The organism is Bacillus sp. 5RYD7K (genome assembly GCF_059831465.1).
Window position 1 is genome coordinate 1,954,362 of record NZ_CP191200.1, and the last position, 21,830, is coordinate 1,976,191.

The following is a 21,830-nucleotide window of genomic DNA, read 5'->3' on the forward strand; positions in this document are numbered from 1 at the left end:
ATTTGTACACAGAATATTCCTCTTTCTACTTCATAATAGATAGTATTCAATAACTCATCTCTAATTTGTTTTTTAGAAAAAAAGAACCAGTCACACTTCAGCAACTAGTTCAATTTTTGTTAGGATTAGAATTTGATAACTCTATATTTATAATACTTTGGTTTCCAGTCTAACTCTAAATGTGCATACAAGTGTGCACTTGAATGTGCAGAGTATCTTGGATATCCTTTATATACATCATAGATAACTGCTGTATGCTTCCACTTTTTTGATGACTTAGAATACATTTGAATAACGTCACCTGTTTTCACATATTTGGAAACAGCCTTGGGGCTCGTTAAATTGTAGACTTTGTGTTTTTTAGTTCCTGCCCAATATGAATAGAAATCTGAAACCACAGTCCACGAAGTTGAATACGTTCTAGCTGAGCTTTTAGGTACTGATTGATTGTACCAACCTTTAGTTGTTTTATGGTGACCCCGATTAAAACTGAACCCTGTGGTATTCATAGGCATACCACCAGCTAAAACTACCTGTGAAGCATAGTTGGTACAATCTCCTCCACCACTACTTTCCCCATAGTATCCATATTTACTCGTCTTCTTATTCCAATTATTAACCATATATTTTTTGGCCGCTGATCTATTATAGCTAGAGCTTAAGAGTGAAACCAAAAATGAATTGGAGTTGGTACTCGCAATGTAGTCAATAGGAATTTGTTCTGATTCCTCTTTGATTTCTTCAACTTTTTCTTCAGCTTGCTTGTCTTTTTTTATATTCTCTTGTTGTACTTGTTTAACAGTTTCATTTTCCACTTTTTTAGAAAGGTCAAAGTTTTCAAGATCTACTTCACCATTCTCATCCTTTTTTTCTTCCTTGGCAGCGTATTTAGCCAATTCCTCTAAGTAAGTATCAGAGTAGACTTCCATTAGAAAAATTGTAGCCTGATTTTGTTATTTCATCAGCTTTTTCATTAATTCTTTGAAGAAAATTAATGTAATCCTGAGAATTAATGTTATAATTCGAATGTTGTGATTTTAAGTACTTTTGTACTTCAGTTTCCCCTTGTTTAACTGTTAAATTCTCATTTGTGGCTTCAACTGCTTGAGCATTATTAAGAAAAGTAAAACTCAAAACTGATGTTACTAAAAGACTCATTGCAACTTTTTTCATTTGTTTCTCCTTTTTTGTATTTATGGTACTATTATATAGTAATTACTTTTAAAGGGAAAATAAATACATTTTTTGGAGGTTGTTTATGAAGAACGAGTATAAAAGGCCCGTTTTATTTACAGTTTCTGCTTTGGTGATCATTTTCCTAGTGTTTTTTTCATTAAAAATCTATAACCATTACAATCTCGAATATCCTAACTGGGAAGGTAAAAGTAAGGATCATAACTGGGAGGTGGTCTTTAAAAAGAATGAAGATGCTCCAAAGGAGTTCAGTGGGGAGATCCTTTGGATTGGCGATAAAGATAAAACTGATAAAACTTATATAGAATCCATAACAATAATGAAAGATAATAAAACACTTCTTGATTCTTCAGATTTTAACAGCGATATCCCTATGAAAGATTATTCAGGTGGTACCTCTAGCGACGGATCAGCTAAAGAAAAATCATTTTCATTTTTAGAACGCTTAGAAGAATCTGATCTAAAAAGATCTAAGATAACGGTTCAAGTGAAATGGAAACAAGATAACCAATCATTCAGTACGGAAAAGTTCGTTCTTTCAAAGAAAACTATATTTAATCACTAAATTTATTGAGTTTATTCTAACCAGTTCTTAATCTGAACTGGGAGAAGATTTAATTAAATAAGTCCAAGACGGAAAGCCTGCGGACACTGATCATTGTACAGATTTACTGTGCTCTGATTGGTGCCCGTTTTTTGTTTCCCGAAAGTTGCAAAGAAATGCTTATATAAATGCATAGGTTTCAATCTGAGGGCATTTCCCAAAAGGCGGGGAAATGGGGGTGGCAAAGGATGAAACGTGCCGGGATCGGCGATGTGATAAGAGAAGAATATAAATGCCCTTGTGGAAGTGGGCAAGTAGTTTACGAAAAAGAAAATATTCCCAGTTCCAGAAGTATCGAGATTGATTGTTACTGTAAGCAATGTAATGAAAAATACGATTTCGGTAGAGGAACGGCAACATTAAAAAATAATTATTAGTTTGAATTGCGCTCCTTCGGGAGGGCTTTTTTATGTTCTCTGTAAACTGCGTCCGGTAAATCGTTCGACAAAATTTGTGAATGGTTCCATATCATACTCTTTTACTGATAATATCAGGGAGGAGATGATATTATGAGCACAGATATAATAGTTGCTATAATAAACGGCTTGGTGACAATTTTAGTCGGAATTATTACAGCTCGTGTTGCTTAGTTAGGCTCAATGAGAGGTGCAAAGCTTCAAATTGAAAAGGCCAATGCGGATGCCGAGAGAGTTAAGAAGGAAGAAGAGGAATTAGCCAAGAAATTTAAAGTCATTCCTATAAATGGAAATAACGAAAAATATAAAAAAGATTAGTCCGCAACAAATTAGATCAATTAGGGAGCGGGCAGAAGACAAATTAAGTGTATCAACTTATTTGGAAATAAAACCCAAACTTAGCTTTGACACTTACAATGAAGTAAAACATACACTCAATAAAATTAACGATGTTTTGTTTGTTGCCGAAGTCCTTAGAATTTATAAATGTTTTAAAATTTTGAAGGACAATGGCAAACTGAATGATAAAAGCGTAGTAGTAGCAGGAGAAATATATGATGCATTGCAACATTGGATTAAAAAGTTACACATTGAGGAGCATCTTGAATAGAGATGCTTTTTTGCTTCCGGTAAATCAGTCATTGGTATTTACTGATTTTGTTTCCATGTAGTTAATAAGAATCATTTATTATGCTCTACCATTTTTCCGCCTCTAATAATGTGTTAACATGTTTTTAATAAATCAGTATCTTTACAGCTAGTACAAGAAAAAACAAATTGTTAGAAAGTTGTAAGTAGACAAAATATTTCATGTTTTATAAAATGTGGGTGTACTTAAAAACAAGCACCCGGAATTATGCAGATTGGAGAAATCAAAATGACTAATAAGAAAATTATCTTTGACATTATTATGTACATTATTTTCGGTGGGGTAAGTGTTTACTTATTTTCGCAAACTAATTTTGGAACAGGTGCGTTGATTTGTATTATCGTGATTTATCTTGCTGTTATCGCGTATAAAGTCAAACAGTTAGTCAGTCGGGCTGATTCTTAGGGTGCGTTAAGGGGGATTAGTAAGTGAACAGGAAAAAAATTTTGACCGGGGTTTTGGCTGCGTCAATCGCTTCAGGTACAGTTTTACCAACAAGTTCTGCGTTTGCTAAAAGCATTCAAGCACCTTCCTATGAACAGTTAAATAAGGATTTTAAAATCACAAGTGAAGTAATTAAGGATGATGGCAAACTAGTGGAGATTCAATACGCTAAACAAGGTGAGAAACACAAAGCTGTGCTTAATGCAAAAGATCATACTGTTAAAGTTGACGGTGAAGTACAAAAAGGTTTGAACTATGATTTTGATGAAAAGAAAGCAGAGATAGCAAATGGCACTCAAAATTCATCAGCGACAGATACATTCACAACAATGGCCGCGAAACCAAAGGCAGGATATAAGTATGTTGGAACGGTGTCTGGCCATACAAAAGAGTCTAAAAATGCAATCACCTTAGTGGGATCTTTATTTGGAACAATTCCTGGGCTTGGTTGGGGTGCTAAGGCTGCAGGTGTCTTGTTTGCTTACTGGACTAAAGAACGAATCCCTGATGCTTATTACAAATATGATTTGTATGAAAAAGGTGCAATGACTAACTCATGGTATCAATATACTACAACTCAATTTTTTGAAGATAAAGCACATAAAAAGCCGATGGGTAAACCTTGGACAAGCAGCCCAACAAAAATCGACTTGCCTAATAGCTAACTGGGAAAGCAGGTGTTTAAGCCTGCTTTTTTATATTCTCTGTAAACTGCTTCCAATAAATCTCGGAAATACGAATGGCGGTTAACAGTCTGAGGACGAGGGCGGTTTAGAAAGAATATATTGGAGGGAGTACATGAAGACAATTAGTCAAGCCTTTGAGGAATGAGGAAAGAATCTAAGCTGTGCGGCTGAAAGGATGTCAACGCCCAAACAGCTATCCATAGAAGCTTTTTTATGTTGATAGAGCATGCATGGAAACAATTTATGCGCATCGATTTGAGACGTCATGGTTTATTTCGCTCACGTGCTTCTGTTTATCGTGTGTAGTCTGTTCAGGTAAATCAGAAAAGGAATAAGCATGGCAAGGCAACGTGACGAATTAGACAAAATCTATAATACAGCACGCTGGAAGCGAGTAAGAAAAGTCGTTCTGATTAGGGACGGCTATTTGTGTTGTGAGTGCCGTCCTCGTGGATTGATAACGGAAGCGAATACGGTTCACCATAGCATTGCTTTAGGGGAGGATCCAAACCTAGCTTTGATCTTGATAATCATAAAACGATCTGTTTAAAGTACCACAATAGGAGGCACCCGGAAAGAAGCGGTGGGGAGGAGGAACAAACGATTATATGTAAGTAACACTTATAGCGGAAAATATGGAAGGGTTTTTCTCCATAACAGAGAATTTTTAGGGAAGGATATTAAAGCAGGTAAATCATATTCAAAGTCGTATTATCCTAAAAAGACAAAGTTTTTTATGTCCCAACATACTTCGGTAGCCGGCTGGAAAGGTTCACTTCCTGATACTTCCGCTGGAACGTTGGCTCCTGCTCTTGCGAATAAAATAGCAATGCTGTATCCAGAGATAATAAATACTCACAGCAAAAAAACAATGCCTTTACCGGCTAAAGCAAATTTCCCGGTTGTACCTGTCGATAAAAGAACTAAATGGGATAGTAGAACGGATCAAGGTAACTATATAAAGAAGTATATCGACACATACGGTGATCCGAAGTGGAATTGGAGTTCATTCGATATTCACCATGTGCTTCGCTAAAGTATGGGGGAAAAAATAACTTTAATAATTTGTATCCTCTCCCTCGTGACATGCACCAAAACCTATTAAATCCTTGATGGGATAAATATTAATAACTAAGAGGTGGCTCAATGGCAGTTTTTGTTGAAAAAACGCTCCAAGGTCTAAAAGAATTAATTGATGAAAAAGGCCGCTTGAATATTTTGGGAAATGAAGGAACTCTTTTAGAAACAGAATGTACTTTCTCTAAAGGCGCAACAGATCTGGAGATTGAGAGTTTTGAGAAGAAAATAAAAGTCTCACTTCCTGAAGATTATAAAACCTTTTTAAAATTGCATAACGGAGCCAGAATATTTGATTTGTTGATTTACGGTGAGAATGTGGGTGGGGGTTTGCATATTCTTAATTTAGAAGAGATTGAAAAGTATATGCAAAATAGTTTTTTAGAGCCTCAGTTTATTCCTGTCGCACATCTGTTAGACGGATGTTATTTGTTAATTGACAAAACCAAAATGTCCACAGATCCAAACTATTTATGGTTCCGCGGATTTATTGAGTATGAACCAATGCAACTTAATTTTGAGATATTTTTAGATAGGTATATCATGTCTCAAGGAGCAAATTTTTGGGAGTGGAATATCTATACTGCTGAAAATTATTATAGGACTCACCAGGGTGATGAGGATTAACCTTTCCTACAGTTGGGTTGGTTCATTTTTACTATTAGACCTCGATTTGAACTTTTAAAAATAGGTTTAATTTAGGAGACGAACCGATTAATTGGTGTATAGAGGATTTATAAAAAGCGCAGATACTCTGCGCTTTTTTATTTAAGTATTTTCCGAATCATTCGCAGCCCGTTTTTGGAAGAAGGATAACGGAAAGCGAAGTCGAAGCGGTTCGTTTGTTTGACGACGCTTTTTTTGTGCGTAAACGTGTTAAAGCTGTCAAATCCGTGATAGCTGCCGATGCCGCTTTCCCCGACGCCGCCGAATGGCAAATACGGTGTTGCGACGTGCATTAACGTATCATTGACACAGCCGCCGCCAAATGACAGATTCTCTAAAACAGTTCGCTCGATTCCTTTGTTTGTTGTGAAGACATAAAGAGCGAGCGGCTTTGGGCGTGATTGGACTTTCTCGATGACTTCATCGATATCGCTGTATGTAAACAGCGGAAGAATCGGCCCGAAAATCTCCTCCTGCATCACTGGAGAGTCATCCTTCACTTGATCTAGAATCGTCGGCGCTATTTTGTATTGATCAGGATTAAATTGTCCTCCTGTAAGCGGGACGCCATCATTCAGAAAGCTGAGCAGCCGTTGATAGTGGCGTTTACTGACGATTTTGCCGTACTGCGGATTTTGTTCAGGCTGAGGGCCGTAAAATTCACTGATCGCACGCTTCATTTCTTCTATGAGCTTCGTTTTGATATCTTGGTGGACAAATAAATAATCCGGTGCGATGCAGGTTTGTCCCGCATTTGTAAATTTCCCGAAGACGATGCGTTTGGCGGCAATCTGTATATCAGCATCCTTATGGACCATGCAGGGACTTTTGCCGCCGAGCTCCAAGGTAACGGGAATTAATTGTTTGGCGGCGGCCTCCATGACGATTTTTCCCACGGCAACGCTTCCTGTGAAGAAAATATAGTCAAAGGGCTGCTGTAATAACACCGTGCTGACGTCGGGCCCGCCCTCCGCCATAGCGACATAATCGGTCGGAAAAACGCTGCTGATGAGTTTGGAAAGAACAGCGGAAACCGCCGGCGTATATTCTGACGGTTTAAGAATGACTGTGTTTCCGGCCGCAATGGCTCCAATCAAGGGTGAAAGCGCCAGCTGCAAGGGATAATTCCAAGGCGCAATCACCAAAACGGTTCCATATGGCTCAGGGATGATGATGCTTTTCGAGCCTAGGTGAGTCAGTGGTGTTTTGACTCGTTTCGGTTTGATCCATTTTCCCAGCCGCTTCATCACAAAGCTGATTTCCTCCAAGATGATTCCGATTTCTGTTGAGTACGCTTCTTGCTCAGATTTGTGGAGATCCTGGTAGAGAGCGGCTATGAGATCGGCTTCATGAGTTTTGACGGCTTGTTTCAGCTTCTGCAAAATGTTCAGTCTCGATTCAAGCGGTCTCGTATGTCCCGCTGCAAAATAGGTTTTGTGATTGCTGACGATAGAGGGGATGCTGTTCATTCCGTCTCTCCTTTTTATAAGGTATGATGATTCATTATGTAAAAAATCGCTCCTGCCTGTCAAATGCTTATGGTGTGTCAAAAAAAATAACAAACTCATTTCTGCGTTTGCGGCAGGAATTTGATGAAAAAGAGAATTCTTTTTGCGGCATTATCTGTTGCAGGCATTATGGGGTTTTCTAATGTACATGTAGCTGAAAAGCCAGTTGGCACATAAAAAAGCCCCGGACAGGGGCTTTTTTTAATAAAGAGAGGGGGCATCTGTCCACCATTCTGACAGCCCAAAAGAAAAACCCTAGAAATGTTGATATAACAACATTTCTAGGGTCTAATCCAATGCTCTTTAAAGAGCATTTTACTTAACGAGAGTAGAACTCAACGATAAGCGCTTCGTTAATTTCCGGAGCAAGCTCAGAGCGCTCTGGAAGACGAGTGAATGTACCTTCAAGCTTTTCAGCGTCGAAAGTAAGGTACTCAGGAACGAAGTTGTTTACTTCTACAGATTCTTTGATGATAGAAAGGTTTCTTGATTTTTCGCGAACACCGATTGTTTGACCAGGTTTTACTTGGTAAGACGGAATGTCAACGCGGCTTCCGTCAACAAGGATGTGACCGTGGTTAACTAATTGGCGTGCCTGACGGCGAGTGCGCGCAAGACCAAGCTTGTACACAACGTTATCAAGACGTGCATCTAAAAGAATCATGAAGTTTTCGCCGTGTTTACCAGTCATTTTTGCAGCTTTGTCAAACAATGTGCGGAATTGACGTTCGTTTACACCGTACATGTGACGAAGTTTTTGCTTTTCTTGCAATTGCAAACCGTATTCTGATAGTTTTTTACGCTGTCCCGGACCGTGGGGACCTGGTGCGTAAGGGCGTTTTTCTAATTCTTTACCTGTACCGCTAAGAGAGATTCCTAAGCGGCGGGACAGTTTCCATGATGGACCTGTATAGCGAGCCATAATGTGACTCCTCCTTTGGTTTTATTTTGTGGAAAATAAAAACCGTCTGTTCGATCCGACCGTGCACATTTTGTTTTCATGTATCCTCGCTCCAGCAGCAGAGAGTTACACGATACACCTTACCGCTAAGGAACAAAATGCAAACACAGAAGCTGAACAAAAAGGCTGCAATATTTCACACAAAGAACATTATATGATTTTTCTCCGCCGCCGTCAACCATTTCTCCATGAAGACTGCCGGTTTATGATATAATGTACAAAAATGAGTAGTACATGTTTAGGTGATAAAAATGAAAAAACAAACAATCGATGAAGTGACGGCCTTTCATCAGAAAATGCTTTCTTTTTTCTTAACGAAATCTGAATCCGTCTCATTATCCGACTCGCTGTTATGGCTGGCCTCAGCTCTAGAATCCTGCTTTACATCTCTTTCATTGACCCTTTCACCGGCTGAATCCGCACGTTTCACCATAAAAACAGAAGAGGAACCGAATTATGCTCCGCTGAAAGAGAGTGACGGCCGTTTTATGATCAGGAATCAGACGTCCGGCAGATCCTTTTATCTGCGCACGGAAGGCGGGCTGCCGATCCCGGAATCATTGCCTGAGCTCGTTACTCAATTTATCAATCAATCTGTGAGACAGAGCGGGCTGTTTGACAAAACAAAGCATCAGCGGAAAATCCACAGAATGACAGAAATGTTCCATTCGCTTTTAGATCAGGATGAAGTATTGGAAAAGCTGCAGGCGAGTTTGAGGAAGGCTTTCCAGTCTTTCCGTTTTTCACTGTTCATCTCGCAGGACCAGGATACGGACAGACAGCTCCCCGCAAAAGAATTGCATATGGACGGAGAAGACGCCGATCAGTTTGCCCTGCAGGTGTTTTTATCAGGCAGAATGCTCAGGAAAGGCAGGTCATCTGCTTACCTGCCGATCAAAGGCCAGCAGGGGACTTACGGGGTTCTGAAGACGGAGGGAATGCAGGACGCCGCGCTCTCGTGCAGCACGCTGAGTGAAATGCTGCTGCTTACGGGCGCAGCGGGAAAAGCATTTGAAAATGCGCAGCTGTATGAGCAATCGAAAAAAAGCATTGCGAATCTGGAGCTCATTAATGAAACATCGCGCCAGCTGAATCAGCGTCTCAGGCTCACTGATACAATGCGGGAGCTCGCCGCCATCATGACCCAATCGTTTTACGCCGAAGAAGTGGCTTTTTTTCATATTGATCATTTTGAGACGCAAAATCTGCTTCCCGGACATACAGCCTTTTTTAAGACAGAACGCGCCAACCCGTATATCAGCATTGTGAAAGAAAAGCTGTTCGAGGGAGAAAAGGGTGTATTTATCGGCAGCGGAAAGACCGTATTTGGGGAAAATGGCTATGGTTCGCTGATGGCGGTGCCGATGATCGAAAATGAAACCGTCTTCGGTTTCGCGATTTTATTGAAAAAGGATTTGTATGCTTTTACGTTTGAAATGTATAAGCTTTTTCAGGCGCTCATTCACCATGCGACATTGGCTGTAACGAACTCCATGCTGCGCGACAGGCTTGAGCATCTTGTTCAGACAGACCAGCTGACGGAGCTGTATTCAAGAACCTATTTGGATGAGAAAATTCAATACAGCATGAAAATCCATAAACGGGGTGTATTTATCCTCGTTGATATCGATAATTTCAAACACATTAATGATACATACGGACATCAAACGGGAGATTCGATCCTCATTCAGGTGGCCTCCGTTATGAAAAACCATATCCGGGAGCACGATGTTGCCGCGAGATGGGGAGGCGAAGAGCTGGCTGTCTATCTGCCGAACATCAACGTGTCATCCGGAGAGCGCATTGCCAAAAGGCTCGTCCGCGCCATCCGGGAAAACACCGAGCCGCGCGTAACGATTTCCTGCGGCGTTTCCTGCTGGTCAAAGACTGGCCCTAAGCCGTTGAAAATGCTCGTTCAGCAAGCGGACGAGGCGCTTTATATCGCCAAACGGAGCGGTAAAAACCGGCTGATCATCCATCAAAACAGCACGGCGACGTAAAAAAGGAGCCGGCCTGCGGGCCGAACTCCTTTTTTTATCCTAATCGTTTTTCAAGCGTTTCAACAAACTTTGCTAAATAGGTTTCGTCCGTTTCATCAAAACGGTTTTTCACGGGGCTGTCAATGTCCAGCACACCGATCACTTCTCCGTTTACGCGGATCGGGAGGACGATTTCTGACTGGGAAGCCGCGTCACAGGCAATGTGTCCCGGGAACGCATTCACATCGGCAATCCGCTGCACGGCGCCATTGGAGTAGGCAGTGCCGCATACGCCTTTGCCGAACGGAATGCGCACACAGGCAGGAAGTCCTTGAAACGGTCCGAGCACAAGCTCGCCCTCTTTAGCGAAGTAAAACCCCGCCCAATTGACCTCATGTAATGAATGGTATAAAAGCGCTGACGCATTCGCGTAATTTGCGATCGCATCCGTTTCATCTTCTGTCATGGCTTCGAGCTGTTTAAGCAGAAGCTGATAACTTTTTTCTTTATCTCCGGACTGTTTTTCGACATGAAACATGGAAAACCCTCACTTTTTCTATAATATCAAACAAAGTTCCGGCCGTTCTGCCGGCATTTGTCGAGAAGTTCTTACAGGAACAGCGCCCTTCTGCTTGAATTGTTAACACATAAAGGGGTGAGCCGTATGAAAGTAAGCACCAAAGACAAAATTATTAACGCCGCTGTCCTGCTGTTTAACCAAAAAGGCTATTCCGGCACGTCCGTCCGTGAAATCGCAAAGTCAGCTGATGTAAATGTTGCGCACATCTCCTACTATTTTAAAGGGAAAGGCGGATTAATGGAACATTTAGTTTCCGAGTTTTACGAAGGCTATACTGAAGCGCTGGAAAAAGCCGCCGGCAGTGTGAACGGTGAAGACGCGCAGGAACGCATCCTGCGGGTAATTTTCGATATTTTATCCTATCAGCACGATCATCGTCAATTAACACGTTTTGTGTATCGGGAAGTGACGATTGATTCTGTGCTTATCAGGGAAATTATGTCTACTTACTTAATGAAAGAAAAATATATTTTCCAGCTGGTGATTGAAGAAGGGCAGTCACGCCACAAACGGCTGACGCTGCCCGTGCCGCATTTTATTCTGCAATTGAAATCCCTCTTAATGATGCCGTATCTCCAACCTCAATATATTACGGAGGTGCTCTATATGCAGCCTCATGAGCCGTACTTTTATAAAAGGTATTTTGAAGAGGTGAAGATTTGGATCGAAAGCGTGTTCCGCCGTCCCGATGCGGCGCTTATGAAGTGACGATGCTTTTGTACGTTTCATAGGAACTGCCGACATCTTCCGCTTGATGGGCATCCGACCCGAATATGAGCGGGATTTTTTTTTGCTTCGCCGTCTCAGCCATCCAATCCTCTATATATACTTCCCCGGCAAACTTCTTTCTGAGTCCGGATGTATTCACATCCAGCTCCATTCCGTGCTCTTTCACGGCGTCAAGACAGCGGGCCGCAAGCTCTCTTATTTGAGAGGACATGCTATAAGGGAAAAGGCGCGCGAATTTTTTGACGAGCGTGATATGGCCGACCCGTTTTGGCTTAAATGGTCCGAGCGGTGTTACAATGGAAGAATACACAGTTTTATAGTATTGCTCATATACGGCTTCAACGCTGCCGAAGTGCGCGGCCAGCTGCTGAAACGCATGCTCATCAAAATCAAGGCATATATAAGACGGACCGGCCTTCAAAAAATGAACGGATAAAATGCCGTCATCCAGTGAGGGGCCGTATGTGTTAAGAAACGCCGCAGTTTCTTCTTCATACCCTGTGATAAAATCGGTTTCAAGCCCCGTCAGAATGCTGATTTGTCCCTTGTATTCCTTTTTCAGCTGTGACAGCCGCTCCAAATAAACCTCCATCTGTCTGAGATCCATTGCGCTGTCTTGAAGCGGTACAGGGTCTTGAAAAGACGGGGGAAGGGGGGCATGCTCTGTAAATGTGATCGAGTCAAAGCCTTTTTCCAGGGCTTTTTCGACATATTGTTTCAGCGTGTCTTTCGAGCCGTGAGGGCAAAAAGGCGTGTGGATATGAGCGTCTCGTTTTTCCATTTGTGTCACTCCATTAAAAAATTGCAGAATCCTGCCGAAATTATGCAAAAAGTTTTTGATTTCTGGTCAAAAAATGTTGGTTACATGGTATCATAATAACAATGAAAACGACAGATTTTCTCAATACATATATTGAAATCTTTCTGAATACATAAAACACCCTGACAGATTAAGAGAACAACAAGGGGGCTCATTATGGAGTTAGTCATCGGATTATTGGTTATACTGCTCGCGCTCTTTGCGGCGGGCTACTTTTTCAGGAAAAAAATTTATATGGAAATTGACCGGCTGGAGTCATGGAAGATTGAAATTTTAAACCGTTCGATAGTGGAAGAAATGTCCAAGATCAAACATTTGAAAATGACCGGAGAGACGGAAGAGTTCTTTGAAAGATGGCGCGAGGAGTGGGATGAAATTGTCACAGCCCATCTGCCGAAAGTAGAAGAGCTCCTTTATGATGCCGAAGAGAACGCCGACAAATACCGGTTTAAAAAAGCGAATCAGGTGCTTGTCCACATCGACGACCTCCTCACCGCCGCTGAATCAAATATAGAAGGCATACTGCGTGAGATCAGCGACCTTGTGACGAGCGAGGAAAAAAGCCGCGGAGAGATTGAACAGGTGCGTGAGCGGTATTCAAAAGCGCGGAAAAACCTTCTGGCGTACAGCCATCTCTACGGTGAGCTTTATAACAGCCTGGAGACGGATCTCGATGAAATTTGGAGCGGCATAAAAGAGTTTGAAGAAGAGACGGAAGGCGGCAATTACATCAAAGCGAGAAAAGTGCTGCTTGAACAGGACCGCAGGCTGGATCAGCTTCAAACATACATAAATGACGTTCCGAAACTGCTCGCGGACTGTAAACAGACCGTGCCGAACCAAATTGCCAAGCTGAAAGACGGCTACCGGGAAATGACGGAAAAAGGCTACAAACTGGAGCATATTCAAATCGAAAAAGAGCTGGAGACACTCACAAATCAAGTGAAACGGGCCGAAAATGCGCTTTTGGAAGAATTGGATGTCGACGAAGCGTCCGCCATTCTTCAGCTGATTGATGAAACCATTCAATCGATGTATGAACAGCTGGAAGGCGAAGTGGAAGCCGGTCAGTCCGTCTTAAGCAAAATGCCTGAACTGATCATCGCGTATGAGAAGCTTGAGGACGAAAAAGAGCGCACAAAAACCGAAACAGAGCTCGTCAAGGAAAGCTATCAGCTGACGGCAGGAGAAATCGGCAGACAGCACGCGTTCGAAAAACAGATGGAAACGATCGGCCGGCTTCTTGAGCAGGCGAGAGAAAAACTCGACGGTGAGCATGTCGCTTACTCCCTGCTGATTGAGGAAGTCGAGGCCATCGAAAAACAGCTGGAAGAGGCTCAGAAAGAGCACGCTGAATACCGTGAAAATCTGCAGGCGCTCAGAAAAGAAGAACTGCAGGCGCGGGAAACGCTGACGCATCTTCGGAAAACCATTTCTGATACGGCCAGAATGCTGCAAAAAAGCAACGTGCCGGGGATTCCCGAGCAGGTCAAGAATAAGCTAGAGACGGCGAATCATCATATAGAAGAAACCGTCAGCCAATTGGAAGAGCTGCCGCTGAACATGGAGGAAGCCGCCAAACACCTTACCGAAGCTGAAAAGATGGTTGAAGAAGTCAGCGAAGAGGCGAAGGAACTTGTCATTCAGGTGAAACTTATTGAGCGGATCATTCAGTACGGCAATCGCTTCCGAAGCCAGAATCACATTTTATCTGAACAGCTGAAAGAAGCTGAACGGCTGTTTTACGCTTACAGCTATAATGAAGCTTATGAGATGGCGGCAGAAGCTGTTGAAAAAGCAGCTCCCGGCGCCGTGAAAAAAATTAAAGCTGATCAGTCCGCTTCATAGTCGTGCAAGCAAAAACTGCACCCTGATGTACATCAGAGGTGCAGTTTTTTTGTTTCTCACGGAATATAAAAAGCGCCTGCGGCTGATATCGTCAAGCCGCAGACGCTGAATGTTACGATTTTGCTTTATTTAATTCGATGGGCGGACTGGTAAAAAGCGTGATAATGCAGCCGATGAGCGCTCCGGCAATGCCCGGAAGCACCCAGCCGATTCCCATGCTATAAAGCGGAAGATTTGCGTTTAAGAATGAATCTAATGATCCGAGCGGAATGCCGGCTGCCTTCAAGCCGTCCAGAATGCTGAAGAGCCCCGTTCCGATCAGGCAGGCGATATAAACTTCCCGTCTTTCCTTAAAGATTTTATCAATAAAGGAAAGAACGATAATGACAATCGCCAGCGGGTAAATGGCTGATAAAATAGGAACTGAAAATGCAATGATCTCAGCAAGCCCGATATTTGAAATCGCCAGGCTGAAGAGCGTGACAATCGTAACCACCATTTTGTATGATAAAGCGGGAATCAATTTTGAAAAATATTCGCCGCAAGATGTGACAAGCCCGATGCTTGTCGTTAAACACGCAACGGTGATGGCAGAGCCGAGAACGATGTTTCCAAGTGAACCGAACAGGTAATCAGATGAAGCTGATAAAATCTTTGCGCCTTCGCCGAGCGGCCCTACAGCGTCCGTGCTTGTCGCTCCCAAATAGGCTAAAGATAAATAAATGAATGTCAAACCTGCCGCAGCTATAAGACCCGCTTTAATACAAGCGGCCGCGAGCGCTTTAGGCTGGGTGACGCCCCTGCTTTTAACAGCGTTGACGACAACAACACCGAAGACGATCGAAGCGAGCGCATCCATTGTTTTATAGCCTTCCAAAAATCCTTTGAATACCGGTGTTCCGGAATATGCCTGATGTACGGCGCCCAGCCCGCCCATCGGAGTGACAATGGCTTTTACGACGATGATTAAAATAATACCGAATTTAATAGGAGTCAAAATCTTTCCGACTCTGTCCACGATTTTGGACGGGTTAAGAGCTAAATAATACGTAACGGAAAAAAAGATCAACGTGAAAACAAATAAAGATAATCTTGGCGGAATGCCATGTAAAAACGGAACTGCACCGATTTCATATGAAACGGTTCCGGTTCTCGGAATCGCAAAAAGCGGTCCGATTGACAAATAAAGCACAACGGTGAAAATCGTGCCGAATACCGGATGAGCTTTATCGGCAAGCCCTTTTGCATCTTTGCCCGTTAATGCGATGGCGATGATACCCAAAAGCGGCAGACCAACGCCGGTCAGTAAGAAACCGCCCATCGCTTTCCAGACATTATGCCCAGCTGCTTGTCCAAGCTCCGGCGGATATATCATATTTCCTGCCCCGAAAAAAAGTGCGAAAAGCATGAAACCGATAATAACGGTATCTTTGACAGGTAGTGAGTGTTTCATAAAAATCCTCCTAAATACTATGTTGAAATATTCTGTCAATTAATTGTCAGATAATATAGCAAAACGAACATTACTTATTATATGGCAATGTACAGAGAAGTCAATACTCGATTTATTGCGAATTTATATTTACTTTTGTTATGGTAGCATAAATATCATACGATGTACCGTTTTCATAAAAGGAGTAAAAAAAATGATATATTTAGACAACAGCTCAACGACCGAGCCGTATGAAGAGGTATTGGATGTGTACAAACAGACGAGCAGCCGGTATTTCGGCAATCCTTCGTCCCTGCACCGGTTAGGAACTGAGACGGAACAGCTCCTTGAAGCTGCCGCTCAGCAAATAAAAAAAACCTTGCGTTTGAAAAATTATGATATTGTATTTACATCAGGCGCGACTGAAGCGAACAACGCTGCGTTAAAGGGAGCCGCCTGGGCAAACATGAGTAAAGGAAAACATATCATTGCTTCAGCGATTGAGCATCCTTCCGTGACGGAAACGCTTGATCAGCTGACAGAGCTGTTTGGCTTTGAGGTCACATATCTTCCGGCCGACCAAGACGGCTTCGTTTCTTTAGAAGATGTAAAAGCGGCCATCAGGCCGGACACAATACTCGTCAGCGTTATGCATGTCAATAATGAAGTCGGCTCCATTCAGCCCGTAAAAGAAATCGGAGGGCTGTTAAAACAGCACCGGAATATTCTGTTTCATGTTGATCATGTACAGGGCATTCATAAAGTCCCGCTGTCTATAGAAGAAGCGGGTATCGACCTTTGCACCATTTCAGGGCATAAATTTCACGGCTTAAAAGGAACCGGGGCGCTTATCGTCAAAAAGGGAACGCGGCTCATTCCGCTTATGACGGGCGGCTCCCAGCAAAAAGGCATCCGTGCCGGGACAGAACATACATCAGGCGCCGTTTCCCTTGCAAAAGCGGTCAATCTTTCTGCACGTGACATGAATGAGCGGCTTTCTTCTATGGAGGCGGCTAAGAATGCGCTGATGGAAAGGCTGAGCGGGACGGACGGGATCGTCATCAACACTCCCGTAAAAAAAAGCGCCCCGCATATCATTAATTTTTCCGTTCCGGGCATCAAGGCGGAAGTGCTGCTGCACATGCTTGAGGAAAAAGGAATATATGTCTCAACGACCGCCGCATGTTCGGCAAGAGAGCACAAGCCGAGCCGTGTTCTTCTGCAAATGAATAAAGGCGAACAGATTGCATCAAGCAGCATCAGAGTCAGCCTGAACTTCAGCCACACGGCTGATATTACAGAACCGTTTATGGCCGCGCTGGCGCCGGCTGTTCAAAAACTAAAAAAAATGATGAGGTAGCAAATGAATTACGATCATATTTTAATCCGTTTTGGTGAAATATCCACAAAAGGAAAAAACAGACGCAGTTTTATTGAGAGATTAAAACAGAATATCCGCCTGGTATTAAAGGATTATAAAAAGGTAAAATACTTTTCAAACCGGGATCGGATGTCAATTACACTTAATGGAGAAAACCCGGAGGAAATTTGTTCCTTATTAAAGAATATATTCGGCATTCAAAGCTTCAGTCTCGCCATTAAATGCGAAAGCAAGCTTGAAGAGATTAAAAAAACGGCATTAGCCGCGATGGAAGGCCAATATAAACCGGGGAATACGTTTAAGGTCGAGACCAAACGGGCTTACAAGCAGTTTGAATTAGATACGAACGCGATGAACGCTGAGATCGGCGGCCATATTTTGAAAAACACCGATGGATTAACCGTCGATGTGAAAAATCCCGATATTCCGCTTCGGATTGAAATCAGGGAGGAAGCGACATTCCTGACCATTCGTAACGAAAAAGGCGCCGGTGGCCTTCCCGTCGGTTCTGCGGGTAAAGCGATGCTGATGCTTTCCGGCGGTTTTGACAGTCCGGTCGCCGGTTTTTACGCGATGAAACGGGGATTATCAGTGGAGGCCGTGCACTTCTTCAGTCCGCCGTATACGAGCGAACGGGCAAAGCAGAAAGTCATGGATCTCGCGGGATGCCTCGCAAAGTTCGGAGGCAGTATGACGCTTCATATCGTACCGTTTACAAAGACGCAGGAGCTCATCCAAAAACAAATTCCGGAAAACTATACGATGACGGCGACGCGGCGTCTCATGCTGCAAATCGCGGACAGAATCAGAGAAGAACGAAAAGCGCTCGCGATCATTACGGGGGAAAGCCTCGGCCAAGTGGCAAGCCAGACGCTTGAGAGCATGTATGCGATCAATGCTGTAACGGCAACGCCGATTTTGCGTCCTCTGATCGGAATGGACAAAACAGAAATCATCGAGAAATCAAAAGAAATCGGCACTTATGAAACAAGCATTCAGCCGTTTGAGGACTGCTGCACCATCTTTACGCCGCCAAGTCCGAAAACACGCCCGAAAAAAGAAAAAATCGAGCATTTCGAAAGCTTTGTTGATTTTGAACCGCTGATTGCAGAGGCGGCAGCCGGTATTGAAACCATTACTGTTTACTCAGAACAAGAAGCTCACGATAAATTTGCCGGCCTGTTTTAGAACTGTATACAATTACCAAAGTTTTTTTGAATGAGGACATGTGTTTTATCACATTCTATACTCACAAGGAGGTGATACACATGTCACAACAATCAAACAGCGGAAACAGCAACCAGCTTTTAGTGCCAGGAGCTGCTCAAGCTATCGACCAAATGAAGTATGAAATCGCTTCTGAATTCGGTGTAAACCTTGGACCGGAAACAACTTCTCGCGCCAACGGTTCTGTCGGTGGAGAAATCACAAAACGTCTTGTCTCTTTTGCTCAGCAAAGCATGGGCGGAAGCAGCCAGCAGCAGTTTTAATCACAACTTCACATAATGGCTAAGAGAGCGGGGAATTCCCCGCTCTTTTTTCATGAATAAAGCTAGAAGGCATGAAGCAATTTATGCATATCTTTATTGTAACGTCCTATGTTTATGTATAATAGGGAAAGAAAGTGAGGAGTTGTTCGTGTTAAAACGAGAAGATTTAATCGCCCCAAAGAACTATAACCTAGTAAATGAAATCGAAAAGTTCAGCCGTTCCAAAGAGAAGAACGCGCTTATTTGGGAGGATCAAACAGGCAGCAAGAAAGTCTGGACATATGAAAAACTGATGGAAGAAACGAATAAAATCGGAGCCCGCCTGAAAGGTCTCGGGTTTGAAAAAGGCGATAAGCTGATTGTCATGGTTCCGAGAGTGCTTGAAGCGTATGCTGTATATTTAGCGATCCTAAAAGCAGGGATGATCGTCATTCCTTGCTCAGAGATGCTTCGCGCCAAAGATTTGGACTACCGCATCAAACACGCCGAAGTGAAAGGCGTTATCGTTTATCCTTCATTTATAAACGCGTTTGATGAGGTGAAAACTGATCAGCTCGTGACATTGGCCATTGGTGAAAATGATGCCGGCTGGAAAAACCTTTTAACGATTGAAGCGGACGGAGACAGTTTTCAAACCGCTGATACAACCAGAGAGGACATGGCGTTTTTATCCTATACTTCAGGAACGACCGGCCAGCCTAAAGGCGTTGTACATACACACGGCTGGGCTTTTGCCCATTTAAAAACATCCGCCGGTGCATGGCTGGATATTTCTGAAGACGATACAGTCTGGGCCACCGCGGCGCCCGGCTGGCAGAAATGGGTGTGGAGCCCGCTGCTTGCCGTTCTGGGGAGCGGGGCAACAGGGTTTATTTATCACGGCAGATTCGACGCCAAGACGTATCTGGAGATGCTTGAGCGCCATCAGATCAATGTCTTCTGCTGTACGCCGACTGAATACCGTCTGATGGCCAAGGTGGAGGAATTGGACAAGTATGACCTTTCCGCCCTTCACAGCGCAGTTTCTGCGGGTGAACCTTTAAACCGGGAAGTCATTGACATCTTCCGGAAACATTTCGGCATTAAAGTGAGAGACGGCTACGGCCAAACGGAGAGCACTCTGTTAGTCGGCGTCCTGAAGAATATGGATATTAAGCCCGGAAGCATGGGGAAACCGACACCGGGAAATCAAGTAGAAATTATAAACGATGAAGGCGAAATATGTGAAATAGGCGAAACGGGCGATATTGCCGTGCACTTGAGCACACCGGCCCTATTCAAGGAATATTATAAAGACCCTGAAAGAACGAAGAAGCAGATTCGCGGAGATTACTTTTTGACAGGCGACCGCGCGAAAAAAGACGAGGACGGCTACTTTTGGTTTGAAAGCCGCAATGATGACATTATCGTCAGCTCCGGATATACAATCGGGCCTTTTGAAGTGGAAGATGCGCTCGTGAAGCATCCGGAAGTGAAAGAATGCGCCGTCGTGGCGAGCCCGGATGAAATCAGAGGTTCAATCGTCAAAGCTTATGTCGTTTTACAAAACGATGAAAAGCGCAGTGACGAACTTGTTAAAGAACTGCAAAACCACGTAAAAACGATTACGGCGCCTTATAAATATCCGAGAGAAATTGAATTTGTCGAAAGCCTGCCGAAAACGGCATCCGCAAAAATCAGACGGGTAGAGCTGAGACAGCGTGAAGAACGGCTGAAGGCGGATAAAAAAGCTTAATACAGAAAAAGGGTGAGCGGGAGATGAAAGCGATTTGGCACGGCGGCACCATCTATACAATGCTTGACGAGAACCATGTCACAGAAGCCGTTTATACCGAAGACGGCATCATCAGACAGACGGGCAGCTTTCAGGAGCTCCGCGAGACATACGGATCATCTGATACGGAGGAAATCGACTTACATGGGGCTGTCATGTTTCCCGGTTTTACAGACAGTCACATGCATTTGATCGGACACGGTGAAAAACAGCTCCGCCTTGATTTGTCACAGCTGACGTCAAAAGAAGCGATACTGCAGGCTGCAAAAGAAGCAGAGCGTGAATTAGAAGATGGCGAATGGCTGATCGGCGAAGGCTGGGATGAAAATCTGTTTGAACAGCCGGTTTACGTAACGAAGCATGACCTTGACCCGCTCTTTCCCGATCGCCCCGTCCTGCTGAAGCGGGTATGCAGGCACGCCGCTGCAGTCAATTCGGCCGCATTGCGCGCGGCGGGGATTACAAACAGTACACCTGATCCAAACGGCGGGATTATCGTCCGGGACAGCGCCGGTCTGACAGGCCTTCTGCTGGATAAAGCCCAAGAGCTTGTGACTCAGGCTCTTCCGCCCGTCTCGCTTCACTATGTCAAACGCGCTCTTCAAACGGCAATCACGGACTGCTGGTCAAAAGGCCTGACCGGCGGGCATTCCGAGGATCTGGCATACTACGGAGACGCGTCCGTTCCCGTTGCCGCGTATGAGTCGTTAACAGGCAGCGGGCTGTTCCCTTTTCGGGCACATCTGCTTGTTCATCACGAAGCCGTCGACAGGTGGAGTGCTCTGGACAAAACGACGGGACCTTATCTGGAATACGGAGCGATGAAAATCTTCGCAGACGGCGCGCTCGGCGGCAGAACGGCTCTGTTGAAAAAGCCTTATCATGATGATCCGTCGGTTTCCGGCGTTCAGGTGCACGATGACGAAACCCTTGCCGCTCTTGTTTATAAAGCGAGACAGAAAGGGATGGAGATCGCCGTGCACGCGATTGGCGACCTTGCATTTGAAAAGGTGCTCGATGTGATCGAAAGATACCCGGCAAAGCCCGGACAGCTAGACAGGCTCATTCATGCGCAAGTATTAGATCACGGTTTGATGGAAAGAGCCGCCCGGCTTCCGATCGGCCTTGATCTTCAGCCGCATTTTGTGGCCAGTGATTTTCCGTGGGTGATTGACAGGCTCGGAGAAGAGCGGATGAAAACGGCTTTTGCCTGGAAAACCCTGCTGTCGAAAGGGCTGCTGTGCGCCGGAGGCTCAGATGCCCCGATAGAACCGGCAGATCCCATTCTGGGCATTCAATCGGCTGTGCTCCGTACAAGCAAGCAGCATCCGGAAGGTCCGGCCTATTATGAAAAAGAGTGCCTGACCGTGTACGAAGCCATTCAGCTTTACACGGAGGGAAGCGCGGCAATCATTCATAAAGAACATAGCCGCGGACGGATAGCTTCCGGCTATGATGCCGACTTTACCGTTCTCAGCGGCGATCCGTTTAAAACGGACCCGAAAAAGCTTCATGAATTGGAAGCTGTCAAAACCATCGTCGGCGGCCGTATCGTATATGAAAAAGAGGACAGGCGTTAATGCCCGTCCTCT

At 44.0% G+C, this 21,830-nt stretch carries 21 protein-coding genes; 14 read left to right on the forward strand and 7 right to left on the reverse strand.

Annotated elements, in window-relative coordinates:
- Positions 1-125 precede the first annotated feature (125 nt).
- Positions 126-929, reverse strand: coding sequence for an amidase domain-containing protein (locus tag ACQE26_RS09850; RefSeq protein ID WP_500471417.1), 804 nt, complete (start codon positions 927-929; stop codon positions 126-128).
- A complete protein-coding gene (locus ACQE26_RS09855; protein ID WP_500471419.1) occupies positions 913-1,173 on the reverse strand; it encodes a hypothetical protein in 261 nt (86 codons plus the stop codon). Before ACQE26_RS09855 ends, ACQE26_RS09850 begins: the two co-directional genes overlap by 17 nt.
- A gap of 85 nt (positions 1,174-1,258) precedes the next feature.
- Between ACQE26_RS09855 and ACQE26_RS09860 the strand changes: the two genes are divergently transcribed.
- The 6 genes from ACQE26_RS09860 (at position 1,259) to ACQE26_RS09885 (ending at position 5,697) form a co-directional block, all read left to right on the forward strand.
- On the forward strand, positions 1,259-1,759 hold the full coding sequence (locus tag ACQE26_RS09860) for a DUF4944 domain-containing protein (protein ID WP_438420393.1): 501 nt from the start codon (positions 1,259-1,261) through the stop codon (positions 1,757-1,759).
- Positions 1,760-1,986: 227 nt separating this feature from the next.
- Positions 1,987-2,175 (forward strand): hypothetical protein, encoded by a 189-nt coding sequence (locus ACQE26_RS09865; RefSeq protein WP_500471421.1) that lies wholly within the window; start codon positions 1,987-1,989, stop codon positions 2,173-2,175.
- A 325-nt stretch (positions 2,176-2,500) separates the two neighbouring features.
- The gene (locus ACQE26_RS09870; protein ID WP_500471423.1) at positions 2,501-2,824 is read left to right on the forward strand and encodes a hypothetical protein; all 324 of its coding nucleotides are present in this window, start codon (positions 2,501-2,503) and stop codon (positions 2,822-2,824) included.
- A 267-nt stretch (positions 2,825-3,091) separates the two neighbouring features.
- Complete coding sequence (locus ACQE26_RS09875) at positions 3,092-3,268, forward strand: hypothetical protein (protein ID WP_017418372.1); 177 nt, start codon at positions 3,092-3,094, stop codon at positions 3,266-3,268.
- A 23-nt stretch (positions 3,269-3,291) separates the two neighbouring features.
- Entirely contained in the window at positions 3,292-3,972 is a 681-nt protein-coding gene (locus ACQE26_RS09880) for a hypothetical protein (protein ID WP_060964548.1), read from the forward strand.
- Positions 3,973-5,139: 1,167 nt separating this feature from the next.
- On the forward strand, positions 5,140-5,697 hold the full coding sequence (locus tag ACQE26_RS09885) for an SMI1/KNR4 family protein (protein WP_500471424.1): 558 nt from the start codon (positions 5,140-5,142) through the stop codon (positions 5,695-5,697).
- A gap of 137 nt (positions 5,698-5,834) precedes the next feature.
- Here the strand turns inward: ACQE26_RS09885 and ACQE26_RS09890 are convergent, their stop codons facing one another.
- Together ACQE26_RS09890 and rpsD are read right to left on the reverse strand one after the other, a co-directional pair.
- On the reverse strand, positions 5,835-7,205 hold the full coding sequence (locus ACQE26_RS09890) for an aldehyde dehydrogenase (protein WP_500471425.1): 1,371 nt from the start codon (positions 7,203-7,205) through the stop codon (positions 5,835-5,837).
- A gap of 358 nt (positions 7,206-7,563) precedes the next feature.
- Positions 7,564-8,166, reverse strand: a complete 603-nt coding sequence (gene rpsD, locus ACQE26_RS09895) for a 30S ribosomal protein S4 (protein WP_003152406.1) — start codon at positions 8,164-8,166, stop codon at positions 7,564-7,566.
- Positions 8,167-8,456: 290 nt separating this feature from the next.
- Between rpsD and ACQE26_RS09900 the strand changes: the two genes are divergently transcribed.
- Positions 8,457-10,205: a sensor domain-containing diguanylate cyclase gene (locus ACQE26_RS09900; RefSeq protein WP_438420387.1), complete on the forward strand. Its 1,749-nt coding sequence runs from the start codon at positions 8,457-8,459 to the stop codon at positions 10,203-10,205.
- A gap of 34 nt (positions 10,206-10,239) precedes the next feature.
- Here the strand turns inward: ACQE26_RS09900 and ACQE26_RS09905 are convergent, their stop codons facing one another.
- Positions 10,240-10,722 carry a free L-methionine (R)-S-oxide reductase MsrC gene (locus ACQE26_RS09905; RefSeq protein WP_016938571.1) on the reverse strand — a complete coding sequence of 161 codons (483 nt, stop codon included), beginning with the start codon at positions 10,720-10,722 and terminating at the stop codon, positions 10,240-10,242.
- Between the two features lie 126 nt (positions 10,723-10,848).
- Here ACQE26_RS09905 and refZ point away from each other — a divergent pair, with 126 nt between their 5' ends.
- On the forward strand, positions 10,849-11,472 hold the full coding sequence (refZ, locus tag ACQE26_RS09910; protein WP_016938572.1) for a forespore capture DNA-binding protein RefZ: 624 nt from the start codon (positions 10,849-10,851) through the stop codon (positions 11,470-11,472).
- On the opposite strand, the gene hisJ is transcribed toward refZ, so the two are convergent.
- Entirely contained in the window at positions 11,462-12,274 is an 813-nt protein-coding gene (gene hisJ / locus ACQE26_RS09915; RefSeq protein WP_500471428.1) for a histidinol-phosphatase HisJ, read from the reverse strand. The two genes, refZ and hisJ, sit on opposite strands and share 11 nt — an antisense overlap.
- 195 nt (positions 12,275-12,469) lie before the next feature.
- Here hisJ and ezrA point away from each other — a divergent pair, with 195 nt between their 5' ends.
- Positions 12,470-14,161, forward strand: a complete 1,692-nt coding sequence (ezrA, locus tag ACQE26_RS09920; RefSeq protein ID WP_500471429.1) for a septation ring formation regulator EzrA — start codon at positions 12,470-12,472, stop codon at positions 14,159-14,161.
- Between the two features lie 112 nt (positions 14,162-14,273).
- On the opposite strand, the gene brnQ is transcribed toward ezrA, so the two are convergent.
- Positions 14,274-15,614, reverse strand: coding sequence for a branched-chain amino acid transport system II carrier protein (gene brnQ, locus ACQE26_RS09925; protein WP_500469188.1), 1,341 nt, complete (start codon positions 15,612-15,614; stop codon positions 14,274-14,276).
- A 193-nt stretch (positions 15,615-15,807) separates the two neighbouring features.
- Here brnQ and ACQE26_RS09930 point away from each other — a divergent pair, with 193 nt between their 5' ends.
- The 5 genes from ACQE26_RS09930 (at position 15,808) to ACQE26_RS09950 (ending at position 21,818) form a co-directional block, all read left to right on the forward strand.
- The gene (locus tag ACQE26_RS09930) at positions 15,808-16,953 is read left to right on the forward strand and encodes a cysteine desulfurase family protein (RefSeq protein ID WP_500469190.1); all 1,146 of its coding nucleotides are present in this window, start codon (positions 15,808-15,810) and stop codon (positions 16,951-16,953) included.
- 3 nt (positions 16,954-16,956) lie between these two features.
- Entirely contained in the window at positions 16,957-18,162 is a 1,206-nt protein-coding gene (thiI, locus tag ACQE26_RS09935; protein WP_016938577.1) for a tRNA uracil 4-sulfurtransferase ThiI, read from the forward strand.
- Positions 18,163-18,242: 80 nt separating this feature from the next.
- Positions 18,243-18,464 (forward strand): alpha/beta-type small acid-soluble spore protein, encoded by a 222-nt coding sequence (locus tag ACQE26_RS09940; RefSeq protein WP_007408043.1) that lies wholly within the window; start codon positions 18,243-18,245, stop codon positions 18,462-18,464.
- Between the two features lie 148 nt (positions 18,465-18,612).
- On the forward strand, positions 18,613-20,199 hold the full coding sequence (mbcS, locus tag ACQE26_RS09945; protein ID WP_500469193.1) for an acyl-CoA synthetase MbcS: 1,587 nt from the start codon (positions 18,613-18,615) through the stop codon (positions 20,197-20,199).
- 23 nt (positions 20,200-20,222) lie between these two features.
- Complete coding sequence (locus ACQE26_RS09950) at positions 20,223-21,818, forward strand: amidohydrolase (RefSeq protein WP_500469195.1); 1,596 nt, start codon at positions 20,223-20,225, stop codon at positions 21,816-21,818.
- The last annotated feature ends 12 nt before the right edge of the window (positions 21,819-21,830 follow it).